This is a genomic window from Posidoniimonas polymericola (assembly GCF_007859935.1).
In the GTDB taxonomy this organism is placed as follows: Bacteria; Planctomycetota; Planctomycetia; order Pirellulales; family Lacipirellulaceae; genus Posidoniimonas; species Posidoniimonas polymericola.
The window spans coordinates 169,130-182,355 of record NZ_SJPO01000001.1; the positions used below are offsets into that span (position 1 = coordinate 169,130).

General features: G+C 66.6%; 14 protein-coding genes. 9 read left to right on the forward strand and 5 right to left on the reverse strand.

Annotation, left to right across the window (positions count from 1 at the left end; translation table 11 throughout):
* Window positions 1-4 precede the first annotated feature (4 nt).
* Window positions 5-709: a GDSL-type esterase/lipase family protein gene (locus tag Pla123a_RS00675; RefSeq protein WP_146583599.1), complete on the forward strand. Its 705-nt coding sequence runs from the start codon at window positions 5-7 to the stop codon at window positions 707-709.
* A 167-nt stretch (window positions 710-876) separates the two neighbouring features.
* Entirely contained in the window at window positions 877-1,563 is a 687-nt protein-coding gene (locus tag Pla123a_RS00680) for a hypothetical protein (protein ID WP_146583600.1), read from the forward strand.
* A gap of 107 nt (window positions 1,564-1,670) precedes the next feature.
* Here the strand turns inward: Pla123a_RS00680 and Pla123a_RS00685 are convergent, their stop codons facing one another.
* On the reverse strand, window positions 1,671-3,002 hold the full coding sequence (locus Pla123a_RS00685) for a hypothetical protein (protein WP_146583601.1): 1,332 nt from the start codon (window positions 3,000-3,002) through the stop codon (window positions 1,671-1,673).
* A 270-nt stretch (window positions 3,003-3,272) separates the two neighbouring features.
* Between Pla123a_RS00685 and Pla123a_RS00690 the strand changes: the two genes are divergently transcribed.
* On the forward strand, window positions 3,273-4,316 hold the full coding sequence (locus Pla123a_RS00690; protein WP_146584245.1) for a DUF1559 domain-containing protein: 1,044 nt from the start codon (window positions 3,273-3,275) through the stop codon (window positions 4,314-4,316).
* Window positions 4,306-4,743, forward strand: a complete 438-nt coding sequence (locus tag Pla123a_RS00695) for a hypothetical protein (RefSeq protein ID WP_146583602.1) — start codon at window positions 4,306-4,308, stop codon at window positions 4,741-4,743. Before Pla123a_RS00690 ends, Pla123a_RS00695 begins: the two co-directional genes overlap by 11 nt.
* A gap of 43 nt (window positions 4,744-4,786) precedes the next feature.
* Here the strand turns inward: Pla123a_RS00695 and Pla123a_RS00700 are convergent, their stop codons facing one another.
* Window positions 4,787-5,788 (reverse strand): serine/threonine protein kinase, encoded by a 1,002-nt coding sequence (locus Pla123a_RS00700; protein ID WP_197527561.1) that lies wholly within the window; start codon window positions 5,786-5,788, stop codon window positions 4,787-4,789.
* A gap of 513 nt (window positions 5,789-6,301) precedes the next feature.
* On the opposite strand from Pla123a_RS00700, the gene glnA reads away from it, so the two are divergent.
* The 4 genes from glnA to Pla123a_RS00720 all read left to right on the forward strand — a co-directional run bounded on the left by glnA (window position 6,302) and on the right by Pla123a_RS00720 (window position 9,678).
* Window positions 6,302-7,714, forward strand: coding sequence for a type I glutamate--ammonia ligase (gene glnA, locus Pla123a_RS00705; RefSeq protein ID WP_146583604.1), 1,413 nt, complete (start codon window positions 6,302-6,304; stop codon window positions 7,712-7,714).
* Between the two features lie 469 nt (window positions 7,715-8,183).
* The gene (locus Pla123a_RS24390) at window positions 8,184-8,549 is read left to right on the forward strand and encodes a Uma2 family endonuclease (protein WP_197527562.1); all 366 of its coding nucleotides are present in this window, start codon (window positions 8,184-8,186) and stop codon (window positions 8,547-8,549) included.
* A 45-nt stretch (window positions 8,550-8,594) separates the two neighbouring features.
* Window positions 8,595-8,951 (forward strand): DUF2200 domain-containing protein, encoded by a 357-nt coding sequence (locus Pla123a_RS00715; protein ID WP_146583605.1) that lies wholly within the window; start codon window positions 8,595-8,597, stop codon window positions 8,949-8,951.
* Window positions 8,952-9,012: 61 nt separating this feature from the next.
* Complete coding sequence (locus Pla123a_RS00720) at window positions 9,013-9,678, forward strand: hypothetical protein (RefSeq protein WP_146583606.1); 666 nt, start codon at window positions 9,013-9,015, stop codon at window positions 9,676-9,678.
* 82 nt (window positions 9,679-9,760) lie between these two features.
* On the opposite strand, the gene Pla123a_RS00725 is transcribed toward Pla123a_RS00720, so the two are convergent.
* Together Pla123a_RS00725 and Pla123a_RS00730 are read right to left on the reverse strand one after the other, a co-directional pair.
* Entirely contained in the window at window positions 9,761-10,591 is an 831-nt protein-coding gene (locus Pla123a_RS00725; protein ID WP_146583607.1) for a hypothetical protein, read from the reverse strand.
* 149 nt (window positions 10,592-10,740) lie between these two features.
* Window positions 10,741-11,439, reverse strand: a complete 699-nt coding sequence (locus Pla123a_RS00730; protein WP_197527563.1) for a TIGR02117 family protein — start codon at window positions 11,437-11,439, stop codon at window positions 10,741-10,743.
* A 193-nt stretch (window positions 11,440-11,632) separates the two neighbouring features.
* On the opposite strand from Pla123a_RS00730, the gene Pla123a_RS00735 reads away from it, so the two are divergent.
* Window positions 11,633-12,565: an SUMF1/EgtB/PvdO family nonheme iron enzyme gene (locus Pla123a_RS00735; RefSeq protein WP_146583609.1), complete on the forward strand. Its 933-nt coding sequence runs from the start codon at window positions 11,633-11,635 to the stop codon at window positions 12,563-12,565.
* Here the strand turns inward: Pla123a_RS00735 and Pla123a_RS00740 are convergent.
* A complete protein-coding gene (locus tag Pla123a_RS00740) occupies window positions 12,555-13,196 on the reverse strand; it encodes a LysE family translocator (protein WP_146583610.1) in 642 nt (213 codons plus the stop codon). The two genes, Pla123a_RS00735 and Pla123a_RS00740, sit on opposite strands and share 11 nt — an antisense overlap.
* Window positions 13,197-13,226 lie beyond the last annotated feature (30 nt).

Here is a 13,226-nt window from a genome sequence, read left to right on the forward strand (position 1 = left end):
AGCTATGAGAAGCTTCACAATCTGCCAGGTCGCTCTGATGCTGATGACCTGCTGTCTGCACGCTGCAACGGTGCTAGCTCAGCCCGCCCAGGGCACGAAGCCGCAGACCGACCGCTGGGCCGCCGCCATGGAGGAATTTGCCCTGCAGGACGAGCGGAGCCCCTACCCCGAGGGGGGCGTCGTGCTGACCGGCAGCAGCAGCGCCCGGTTGTGGGGGGTGGAGCAGGCGTTTCCTGAGCTGGACCCGCCGATCCTGAACCGCGGCTTCGGCGGCTCGACCTACCGCGACCTGGTGCGGCACGCCGAACTTCTCGTGCTGAAGCACCGGCCCCGGCTGGTGATCCTCTATTCCGGCGACAACGACATCGCCGGCGGCCGCTCGATCGAGTCGATCCAGGGTGAGTTCGAGGAGCTGACCGACCGGATCCGCGCCGAACTGCCCGAGGCGACCATCGCCGTAATCCCGGCCAAGCCAAGCCCCTCGCGCTGGGAGCTGGTGGACAAGTACCACGCCCTCAATGCCGAGATCAAGAATGTTTGCGGCCAGCACGAGGGCATGGTGTACGTGGACATCTGGCCGGCGATGCTGGGTGACGACGGCAGGCCCCGCCCCGAGCTGTTCCGCGACGACAACCTGCACATGACCCCGGCCGGCTACACGATCTGGAACGACGCCGTGCGCGAACTTGTGCAGGCCGAGCAGGAATAGGCTGGCGCCCCTCGAGGGGGTCCGTTTCCTGCTTTTTTAGGACGATCTTCACACGGTCTTCAAGATTGGTGCGTAGTCTATCCGGCCTTGTGCGTCTTGGCACGCCTGCCCGGACGCGGCTTACCCAGGCGCCTCTCGCCACACCAATTGACTGAGGAGACTGTCTCATGAGGGCGACCACGTACTTGCTATGCGCAGCGGCGACGCTGTGTGCTCTGTCATCGCAGGCTGCTTACAACCTGCAGGTTACTGAAATCTACTCCGGCCACAGCGTCGAAGCCGACGTGACGGCCGACTGGTTCGAGCTGACCAACTACGGCGACATGGCGTGGGACAGCGCCGTCGACGGGCCGCTCTTCTACGACGACGACTCGGAGGACCCGACGGCCGCCGACCCGCTGCTGGGCGTCACTTCGATCGCCCCCGGTCAGTCGGCCATCTTTGTGCAGGGCAGCGAAGACGCCGTTATCGCCGAGTTCCTGGCGGTGTTCTCGAACGTCGCCGGTTTGTCGGTCGGCCGGTTCGACGGCTCTGGCCTGGGTGGCGGTGGTGACGGCGTCACAATCTTCACCGGCGAAGTGAGCTTCCCGGACTTCATCGTTGGCGACCGGATCGAATTCGAAGCCTACCCAGACTACGACGCGGCGGTCGCGGGCGGGGTGATCGACGGCTCGACCTGGGACGTCGTCAACCAGCGTTGGAGCGTTGCCGGCGAGTTCGGCGCGCTGGCCAGCGCCGGCGGGGGCGCCTTCCCGATCATCGGATCGCCCGGCACGGCGGCGCCGGAGCCGACCGCGATGGCGATCTCGTTCGCCGGCCTGATGGGGCTCTCGACCTTCCGCCGCCGGCGGTAGGGCACCGCCAGGCGACAAACCGACAAGCACAAACTGCCGCCGGGGCGATTGCCCCGGCGGCTGTTTTCGTGCTTAGGCAGGTTCTCACTAGCAAGCGGCGTTGGCGGCTAAGCCCGCTGCCGCCGGGCGACGCCACCCACCGCCAGGGCGAGCAGGGCGATTGCAGCCGGCTCTGGCGTCTGGGTCGCGGACTGCAACGGGGCGGCGGCCGCGGCGAACACGCCGCCGTTGGGAGCGGCCCCGTTGGGAGCGCCGTAGTCGCCGCTCCACAACGTGTAGTCGGCCGCGTCGACCAGGAAGTCGTGGTTGTGGTCGGCCGCCGGGTGGGCCGACTCGGAGCCGGTCTGACCCTGCGTGTCCCGCCACACGGTGTAGTCGGCGGCGTCGACGTAGCCGTCGCCGTTGTAGTCGCCGGTCACGTAGTTCGGCCCGCCCAGCGTGTTGGCCAGCTTAGTCCCGTAGGGGACGTTCTTGCTCGACTCAACTTCCGCAGCCGGCGGGGCGGGCGTGTTGGGGTCGCCGTCGTCGACCGGGTGGTTGCCGATCAGCGACTGCCGCCAGTCGATCGAGTCGTTGGCAGACCCGGTCAGGTCGTTCACGCCGGCGGAACCGGAGCCCGGGTTGTCGGTGAAGTTGCTGGCGTGCCAGTCGTCGGTGGTGAAGCCGGTCGAGTTGCCCCAGCGGCCAAGGTACTCGACCTCGAAGTCGAGGAAGGCGTAGTCGGCGTCGGGCTCAACGTTGGGGACGAAGCCGGGCTCGACAAACGCGTCGACCGTGATGAAGTTGGCCCGGCCGTAGACCCGGCCGTCGAGCTCGTCGAGCTCGGTGATGAAGCCGACCGAGTCGAGGATCTTCCAGCCGGCGGCGCCGGTCGGCAGGTCGAGGCCGTCGTCCCCGTCGTCCAAGTCCTGACCGAGCATCGGCGCGTCGCCGCTCTGGTTGTGGATCAGCATCGCGGTGAAGCCGCTCCCCTCGAGCTGGCCCTCGCCGGGGTTGCCTGCCAGCGACGGCAGGTCCGACGCGCCGATCGTGCTGTTCACGCCGTCGCCGAACCCGGGGAACGTGGGGCCGGGGAGCGGCGGTCCGGTGTTGACCAGGTCGGTCGCCAGCGGGTTGATGGCGTCGGGCGCCCCGTACAGGCTGAACGCCTGGCGCATCACCAAGAACCCGTTGGCGCCGAGCGAGTACGCCCCCAGGTCAAGAATATTCTCGATGAAGCCGGTCTCGCCGTTGTTCTCCGACTCGATGATGAGCAGGTAGTGGTCCGTCAGCGGGGCGTTCGCCGCACCGCGGAGCTCGATGAACTCGTCCCGGGCGTCGGAGCCGTTGCCGCCCGGGTTGAAGAACACCTCGTTGATGTACATCTGAGCGGGGGACGGTGCGGCGGCCAGCAGCAGGGCCGCCGCCGTGAACGCGAATCGGGTGGTGGGTTGCTTCATGTTGACGTCGTGGTGGGGCGCGTGGGGAGGCCAATGGCGGTGGGGTGCGGCAGTGCCCGCGGGAAGGTTCGCCGAACGGGTCGGCGGGCCGGTCTGCACAAAGAACCCAGCTGTCTATCGCGCGATGGTTAAGGGAGTGTTAAGGCGGGGTTAAGTTTCGTGTGGGATGTACCCGCCCGCTGGTCCGCTCTAAATTTGGGGCCCAGTGCACGAACACCACTGTGCGGCGCGGTCGCGCCGCACCCTTCTTGTTTGTCCCGCAAGAGAGCAATGCGAAACGAACGCCACGCCTTTACGCTTGTTGAACTGCTAGTCGTGATCGCGATCATCGGCGTGCTGGTGGCCCTGCTGCTGCCCGCCGTGCAGTCCGCCCGCGAGGCCGCGCGGCGGATGTCGTGCGCCAACAACATCAAGCAGATCACCCTCAGCCTGCTGAGCTTCCACAACACCGAGGGCGAGTTCCCCAAGGGCGCCTACACGGCCCTGACCGGCGCCCGCCGCGAGGACGGGCTCGGCTGGGCCACCAAGACGCTCCCCTACCTCGAGGAGCAGTCGGTCTACGACCAGCTGGTCGACAACGATGTTGTGTTCAACTCGTTCGACTTCCGCGGCGACCCCTGGCAGCCGAACATCTTCGCCGCGGCCAACGCCGCCGGGAAGCTGCCGCTCAAGGGGGCCGACGCGCAGGTCGCCACGTTCCGCTGCCCGTCGGCCGACCTGCCGGACCTGGTGCCCGACGAGGGCTTCTTCGGCAAGTCGGGCGCGAAGGCGAACTACGGCCACGCGGTGGCCCACTACAAGGGCTCCCGCGGCTACTGCGACCGCGGCATGTTCCTGCGGGCCGAAGAGATGAAGAACCGCGGCGTCTGCAACACGATCGACATCAACGGCGACGGCGTGCTCGACGGTGGCGACCAGGTCGAGAAGACCCCGTTCAGCCGCATCAAGATCAAGGACATCACCGACGGCGCCTCCAAGACCATCGCGATCGGCGAGTCGGCCTACGTGGTCGACATCAAGAGCTTCCCCAACTGGCTGGGCACCTACAACGAGGACGGCGCCATCCTGTTCAAGACCCAAGACGTCATCAAGTGCAACATCGGCGGCGCCACGGCGTTCCCGCTGTCGGGCGCCGACCAGCTGCGGCTGCCGGGCGGCAGCGCCACCGACGACTGCGCCTTCGGGTGGCACGCCGGCGGCGTGCTGTTCGGCTTTGTCGACGGCTCGGTGCGGATGCTCAGCGAGAACACCGACCTGCGCGTGTTCGCGATCCTCGGCGACCGGATGGACGGGGAGGTGTTCAGTGGCCTGTAGCCGGACGCCGTTCGCCGCCCTGACGCTGCTCCTGGTGTGCGGCGGGTGCGGCGGCTCGCCCTACGATCTCGCGCCCGCCACAGGGAGCGTGACTATCGACGGTCAGCCGTTCGGCCACGGCAAGGTGATGTTCGCGCCGGTGTCGCAGGGGTCGCAGGTCGAGGTCGGCAAACCGGCCTTCGGGCTGCTGAACCCGGACGGGACCTTCACGCTCAGCACCTACGCCGCCGACGACGGAGCCGTGATCGGCAAGCACTGGGTCACCGTGTTCCGAGAGGACGACGGCCCCAACGGGCCCGCGCCCGCAGGCGTGCCGAAGTTCGGCAGGGTCGTCGTGCCCGCGCCGGTCGAGGTGACCGACGGCGCCAACAACCTCCGCATTGACCTGACCGCGGAGCAGGTCCGCCGACTCGGCGCGCCCAACTAGATCGCGCCGAACTAGATCGCGCAGTGGCCGCCAGTTGTGTGGCCTAACCCTGCTTGGCCGCGACGATCGCCAGCACCGCGGCGATCAGCGCGAGCGCGGCCCACACGGCCCACATCCGCGGCTGCTGTTCCGACTCGTCGGAGCCCATTGGCTGGTCCTTGGTCAGCTCGCGGGCCTTCTCCTCGCCGAACTCGTCGAACAGGTGCTGCATGATCATGCCCTGCACGGCGCGGGCGCTGTGGGGCCGGTCGGACGCCTCCTTGGCGAGCAGCTGCGTGATGAGGTCGTCGAGCCACTCGGGGCAGTCGACCCGCTTGCCCTTGGGGGTCTTGAAGTCACGGACGCGGGGCGGGTTCTTGTTGAGGTGCTGGTCCCAGATCTGCGCGAAGTTGGCGCCGGTGTAGGGCGGCGCGCCGGTCAGCATCTCGTACAGCACGCAGCCGAGCGAGTACAGGTCCGCCTTGCCGGAGATCTTGCTGTCGGCGGTGATCTGCTCCGGCGACATGTACGCGTACGTGCCGACCGTGATCCCCTGCTCGGTGATGTCGGCGTCGTAGGTGTCGCGGGCGATGCCGAAGTCGCCCAGCACGAGGTCGCCGCCCTCGTCGAAGAACAGGTTGGACGGCTTCAGGTCGCGGTGGATGATGCCGTGGTTGTGCGCGTGCTGCAGGGCCGAGGCGATGTGCACCGCGTACGCGGCCGCCTGCGGCCAGGGGACCGGGCCGTGCGTCTTGATGCGGTCCTTCAGCGAGCCGTGCTCCAACAGCTGCATCGCGTAGAAGAACTGCCCGTCGAGCTGGCCGCCGCCGTAGTGCTTGACAATGTGGGGGTGCTCCATCCGCTCGGTGATCATGATCTCCCGCTCGAAGCGATCGACGATGTTCTGATCGTCGGCGACGCTGGGGTGGAGGATCTTGACCGCGACGGGGTGCTCGATGTCGGGGCTCGTGGCGCGGTAGACCACGCCGACGGTCCCCGCGCCGAGTTTCTCGCCGAGGTTGAACGTGGCTTTGGTCGGCAGGAAGCGGAGGTGGCGGTTGGCCATGCAGCGGTCGCGGAAGAGGAGATAATCGGCGGACGGGTTCCCCGCCCAGTATAATCTTCGCGGACGGGGCGGATCTGTGCAACTCGGTTCTGGCCCCCGGGGCCGCGGGTCTTCCATTCGCCGCCGCCGATCGGCTACGATTTGGGGAGTGAGGGCGGTTTTTACGAACCTGCTGATGTCTGCGCGGCGGGTTGGGCCCCGGTGCGAGGCCCCAAACACGGAGTCCGGCCTCCCGCTGGTCGGCCCGGATCGATGGGCGTCGCACGGCTCAATCAGGCGCGTGGCAGGATACCCGCCCGGGTAAGGATAAGGTGCGCTCTTGGCGGAGTCGTGCGGGTTCTTTTCTCTCGACGATTAGCGTGGCGGCGACCCCAAGCGGCTCGCACAACGCGATCCCGGCCCCGCCGGGAGCGCGGGAGCAGGCGGGGCGGCCCTCTGACCATGGCGCGGGCTTCGACCTCGATGGCGTGTTCCGGATTGCGTTTCTCGAATGCTGAAAGGGTAGGGTAGGTGATGTCTCCCCAAGAAGTTCTGACGATGTGCCGCGAGCGGGACGTCAAGGCGATTGATTTCCGGTTCATGGACTTCCCCGGCCTGTGGCAGCACTTCACGATCCCCGCCGGCAAGCTCGACGAGGCCGTGTTCGAGGACGGCCTCGGCTTCGACGGCTCCAGCATCCGCGGCTGGCAGGCGATCAACGAGTCGGACATGCTGCTCGTGCCCGAGCCCTCCAGCGCCTGGATCGACCCGTTCACCAAGCTCTCCACGCTCTGCATGATCTGCAACGTGCAGGACCCGATCACGCGTGAGGACTACAGCCGCGACCCGCGCAACGTCGCACGCAAGGCGGCCAACTACCTCAAGAGCACCGGCGTGGCCGACACCTGCTTCATCGGGCCCGAGGCCGAGTTCTTCATCTTCGACGACGTCCGCTTCGACCAGACCCCCAGCCAGGGCTTCTACAGCATCGACAGCGTCGAGGCCGAGTGGAACCGTGGCGCCGACGAGCGCCCCAATCTGGGCCACAAGCTGCGGCACAAGGAGGGCTACTTCCCGTGCCCGCCCGCCGACCAGCTGATGGACATCCGCAACGAGATGATGCAGCTGATGATCGAGTCGGGCCTGGACGTCGAGTGCCAGCACCACGAGGTCGCCACCGCCGGCCAGGCCGAGATCGACCTGAAGTACGACGAGATGGTCGCGATGGGCGACCACATGTGCAAGTACAAGTACATCGTCAAGAACGTCGCGCACCGGCACAACAAGACCGTCACCTTCATGCCCAAGCCGCTGTTCAGTGACAACGGCTCCGGCATGCACACCCACATCAGCTTCTGGAAGAACGGCGAGCCGCTGTTCGCCGGAAACGGCTACGCCGGACTGTCCGACGAAGCGCTGTTCGCCATCGGCGGCATCCTCAAGCACGCGCCGGCGCTGTTGGCCTTCACCAACCCGACGACCAACAGCTACAAGCGGCTGGTCCCCGGCTACGAGGCGCCCGTCAACCTGGCCTACAGCCAGCGCAACCGCTCGGCCAGCTGCCGCATCCCGATGTACAGCCCCAGCCCCAAGGCCAAGCGGATCGAGTTTCGCTGCCCCGACCCCAGCAGCAACCCCTACCTGGCCTTCAGCGCCCTGATGATGGCCGCGCTGGACGGCATCCAGAACAAGACCCACCCGGGCGAGCCCCTGGACAAGGACATCTACGACCTCTCGCCCGAGGAGCTGGCCGAGGTCCCCAAGACCCCGGGCTCGCTGAGCGAGTCGCTCGACGCGCTGGCCGCCGACCACGAGTTCCTGCTTCGCGGCGACGTCTTCACCGAGGACGTCATCAACACCTGGATCGAGTACAAGCAGAAGAACGAGGTCGAGGCGATCAACCTGCGGCCGCACCCGTACGAGTTCTGCCTGTACTACGACATTTAGGCGCTGGTTGGAGGGCGCTGGGCGCTAGAGTCGCTGGCGCCGAGCGTGCGCGCTGAAAGTCCACCCCGCCAGGGGTGGGACACGCCCCCGTCGCGGTCCCGCGGCCGTTTCCTCAGGGTATACTGGTGCAGAGCCACGTCAGTTTTCCCAGCAGGCAATCCTCAATCGCTTCTTTACGCGAGCCCGCTATGGCGACCGTCACTCACCACTGGACTGCCGTTGACCTGGCGGCGCGGTTCGGCCCGATCCCGCTGGAGCGAGTCGTGAGCCGACCGCGGCCCGGCAGCGCCACCGTCGACGACGCGATCCGCATGGAGTCGCAGGAGCATCGGCTGTGCGAGTTGATTGACGGCGTCCTATTGGAGAAGACGCTGGGCTTTGTCGAGTCGTTCCTGGCGGCCCAACTAGGCGCTCTTATTACGACGTTTGTTCAGCAGCGAAACCTCGGCATCACTGCGGGCGAGGGGGGATGCTGCAGTTGTTTCCTGACCAGGTACGCATTCCCGACGTCTGCTTCGTGTCGTGGGAACGGCTCAAGGGTTCCGGCTTCCCTCAGCAGGCCGCGCCGAGCCTGGCGCCGGACTTGGCGGTCGAGGTGCTCAGCCCGGGCAACACCGACCAGGAGATGCATCGGAAACTCGAGGAGTACTTCGAGGCCGGCGTGCGGCTGGTGTGGTACGTTGACCCCCGCGACAAGTCGGTCACTTCCTACACCGCGGTTGAGAAGTCGACGCGCCTCACCGAGGCCGACCAGCTCACCGGCGGCGACGTGCTGCCCGGGCTGACGATCGACCTGGCGAAACTATTCGAGATCCCGACGCCGCCCGGCGACTGATTCCGGCGGCGCGTCCAGGCGGTCGAACTCAATTGAGCCTCCAGCATGGCTAAATCCCACGACGAGCGTATCGCCGTGCTAACCTTCGCCTCGGTCTACCCCCACTACGTGACGAAGGTCGAGAAGAAGGGCCGCACCGTGGAGGAGCTGCACCAGGTAATCATGTGGCTGACCGGCTTCACCGAGCGGACGCTGCAAAAGCACATCAAGGGCGGCACCACCTTCGAGGAGTTCTTCGCCGCCGCCAAGCTTAACCCCAACGCCCACCTCATCACCGGCGCAATTTGCGGCTACTGTGTCGAGGAGATCGAGAACCCGCTCACGCAGAAGGTGCGCTACCTCGACAAGCTGGTCGACGAGCTCGCCAAGGGGACGATGGAGAAGATCCTGCGGAGCGCGTGAGCGGAGAGAATTCCGGGCTGCGTTTGGGAGAGCTTTCTGTAGGAAACCGGTGGGATACTTGATGACGGCAAACTGGAAGCTGTTCTATCAGCAGAACGAGTCTGGCGAAGTGCAATTCGCCGAACTGCTGACTCGCGACGAAGAGTCCTTGCTCCGGAAGGGCGGCGTGTTCACGCACGGCACACGCAGTACGGTGGCCTCATTCGAAGCCGCATCGGATCGATTGATCAACGAAGGCTATCTCCTGCAGCGTGAATGGACATTTGATCGGAATGCTCGGAACTATAGTCTGTTCGCGGATGAGATTAAGGCCGTGATCGAAGACGCGCCGGGGTTCTCCAGCTCAAATGCGTTGGCGATTATTACCGATTCGAGTTGTATGACTGTTGGGTTTGCTCTTCGCCGATTCGACGAAATCGATTCAGCGAACGATGGGAAGCTGTGGATCGTCGATGAATGGGGCGACTGGAGTGAAGACTGGCGGTTGGATCCCGCGTACCGTTGGTTGTTGGCCTATGGGGATCACGACGCACTGGCTACTCAGGCAAACCGGGAGTTCAGCGAGGGAATTCGGAAGACGTTTCAAGGCCTCCTTGCATCATACAGGGACACCAAGGACATCCTGTTGATCTACGTTGGCGGCGATGACGTTGGACACCGATGGTCCGCGGAACTAATGGACCAGAAGTTGGCGAGCCGAATGCTGGGATGGGTCCTCGGGGCCTGACTAAGCAGAGGACGGCGTTGCTATACTCAACCTGCCAGCCCCGGACGCATCAAACTGAACAGCCAGCAGCTTCACGCACTCGCTACACCTCCAGCAGCGCCTTCAGCCGCGACCAGAACGCCACGCCGCGTTCGTACTGGTCCTCGCTGATGAACGGCCGGCTGAAGTCGAGGTGGTCGAGCTGGTCCTGGGTCGCCTTGGCGTACGAGTAGCCTGGATCGGCGAACGGGTTCTGCCAGTCGGGGTCGCCCGGCTCCGAGGTGTGCGAGTACGAGCCATCTGGGTTGAGGTGGATGTTGGCCGTTAGCAGCGGCATCAGCATCTGCAGCTCGAACGTCATCCGCTCGCCAAGGGGCATGCCGGCGGTTGCTTCTTCCCAGGCCGCGGCCACGTCGGGCGGCGTGTTGCTGTCTGGGAACCTTAGGCCCGAGCCGATGCCGGATCGGGTGATGCCGTCGTGGTTGAGGTCGACCTGCGCGACCGGCGGCAGCAGCAGGTTCAGCACGCCTTCCTCGGTCAGCGCATCGACGCCGATCGGGTCGGCCAGGGCGTGCACCCGCTGCACCACCGACAGCTCCTCACGCGTCAGCGAGCCGAGGAACTCCTGCGGGGTCTGGTAGCCCCCCTCGGCGTGCGCCCGGGCGATCAGCTCGCTGTAGCCGCTCCGCAGTTCTGAGGCCTTCTCGACCGACGCGTAACGCCCGCCTACGCGTTGGCTGTCGAACCAGTGCTCCCACGCGTCCGTGGCGCTGGCGCCGAGCGGGCCGTCCTGTGTGCTGTCGGGGGCCGAGGCGTAACCCTGCCGGCCGGCGGCCTCGAGGATGTCGCTGAACACGGCCTGCACCTCGTGGTCGCGACGACGCTGCATCGACTGCTGCTGCATCAGGCCTTCGCCCGCCAACCCTACCTGCATAGTCGTTCCCCCACCGCTAGCTGGGCGTGTTCCGGTGACACCCGCACGTAGGTCGGTTATCGGCCATCGGCCGCCGGGGCATGACTCTCCCCGCGGCGAACGGCTGCTAGCAGGCGGCGACTGCTCGCGAGCCGCGTGTTTCCAGGTCATCACTCCAAGTACATTCCCACCTGCCCCGGCAGCGGCGTGAACAGCGGGGTCGCCACGCCCGCCGCTCGCAGCTTGGCGCCGGCCCAGCTGTTGCACGTGTAGAAGCAGTGGTAGGCGCCGGTCGCTTGGTAGAACGCGTCGTAGCGCCCGTAGGAGAAGTCGATCTGCTCGGTGTGATCGCCGGCGAACGAGTCGGCGATCGACTCGCACAGCGTGCGGTACTGCTCGGGCGTGAGCACCACTCGGGCGGAGGTCTGCTCGCGGCCGGGCGCCGTGCACGCCGAGACGTGCATCACGGTCCTGCTGGGCCAGAACATGGCGACCACCGCGGTCGAGGCCTTCAGGTCGGCCCAGGTCGGCGTGTCGAGATAGAAGCCGCGGTCGCCCCAGCCGATGGCGTAGTGCGTGGCCCAGGCCGGTTCCTCGGGGAAGTCGGCGGCGGGGAGCAGCTCGCTCCAGTCCCACTGGCCGTTCTGGATCGGCAGGATCAGGTCGGTGTGCACGGCGTCGGACTGCACGAACACCTCGATCCCGTCTGCCGGCGGCGCGTAGCCCCGGTTCACCTGGATCAGCCCGACCAAGAGGAACAACGCATAGAACGCCACGAAGCCGACGACCGCAAGCACCCCCCGGACCAGCCACCGCCGCAACCGACGCAGAAACCGGCGCCGGCTGTCCGTTTGTGGTTCTTCGGGCATGAGGCGTGATGCCACTGGGAAGTGGAAGCTCGTGAGGGGACGCTTGGGCGAATCATCACACATTTGACGCAACGCCGGGCAACCAGCGCCGCGGGCATGCGGAGAGGGGTGCAATAAGTCCCCGCCGGCGAGGCGAACCGACTAGGATAGTTTGGTGGTCATTATTCTCCCATTTTTATCTGGAGCCAGACCGATGAGACCGATTCAGTTTTTTCTGTTCTTGTTGATACTCGCCGCCGCAGCTCATGCTGACACCTTCAGCGGATTGGGCGGCGTGGCCGAGATCGAGTTCGTCACGATCGGCGACCCCGGCAACCCGGCCGATACGACCGGCGCCCCGAATCCGGCCGGCGCCGTCGACTACGAGTACCGGATCGGCAAGTACGAGATCTCTGAAGCAGTGTACTACTCGGTTGTCGGCACTGGCGGTCCTCCGATCGTCGGGACCGACTTGCCGATGACGAACATCAGGTGGTACTTCGCGGCTCAGTTCGTCAACTCGCTCAACCAGATCAAGGGGTATCCGTCTGCCTATAAAGGGATTGGCAGTCGCGACGGGCTCCAGCTGTGGAGCTCCGGCGACCCCGGCTACGACCCCGCCAATCCGTACCGCAACCGCCAAGCCTTCTACTTCCTGCCGAGCGCCGACGAGTGGTACAAGGCCGCCTACTACGACCCGGCCACCGGGGTGTACTACGACTACGCCACTGGCAGCAACGACCTGCCCGACGGGATCGACTTCGCTGGCGACCCCGACTTCGAGACCGTCCGCGCCGACAACTACAGCCCAGCGGGTCCAAACGACGTGACCAACGCCGGCCTGCTGAGCCCGTACGGCACGATGGGTCAGACCGGCAACGTCGTGGAGTGGGAGGAGACCGCCTTCGACCTGACCAACGACAGCGCGGTCGAGGCCCGCGGCGCACGCGGCGGAGCGTGGTTCGAGACCGACCAGTGGCTCGACGCCGGCCGCCGTGGCCAGGGCGCGCCGAACCAGGCGTACGACTGGGTCGGGTTCCGGGTCGCCTCGCGCGCCCCTGTTCCGGAGCCGGGGGCGGCGGCCATCGGCCTGTGGGCCGCGGTGGCGCTGTCGGCTGCCGCTCGCCGCGGCCGGGTTACCGCTTAGCCCACAGCAGCTTGCCCGCCAGCGCGAGGAACACGCACCCCGCGGCGCGGTCGAGCCAGCGGCCCAGGCCGGTCCGTTCGGCGAGCCACCGGCCTAGCACGCCGGCGTACGCGCCGATAGCGCTGAACGCGGCCATCGTCAGCAGGCAAAACAGCCCTCCGAGCAGCGCCGCCTGTGGCGCCGCGGGCTTGGCGGGATCCATGAACTGCGGCACGAGCGCCAGAAAGAACAGGGCGACCTTCGGGTTCAGGGCGTTGGCCAGGAAGCCGCGGAGCACGTAGGGCGCCGTGCGGACGGCGGCGGGCTTCGCGTTGGTCGCAGCGCCAACGGACCCGTCGAAGGACCCGCCGCTCCGCAGTGCGCCGATGGCCAGGTATACGAGGTACGCGGCGCCGGCGAACTTCAGCAGCGAGAAGGCCATCTCCGACGCCGCGATCAACGCCGAGATTCCCACGACCGCCCACAGCGTGTGCGACAGGCACCCCAGCGCGCAGCCGATGGCGAACCCCACGCCGGCCCGCCGGCCACGCGACAGGCCGAGGCTCAGCACGCCGAGGAGGTCGGGCCCCGGGGCGGCAATCAGCACGCAGGAAGCGAGCACGAAGCCGAGGAGTTGCTCGCTGCTGGGCATCGGCAGAAGTTGGCGGATCGGTTGGAGGAC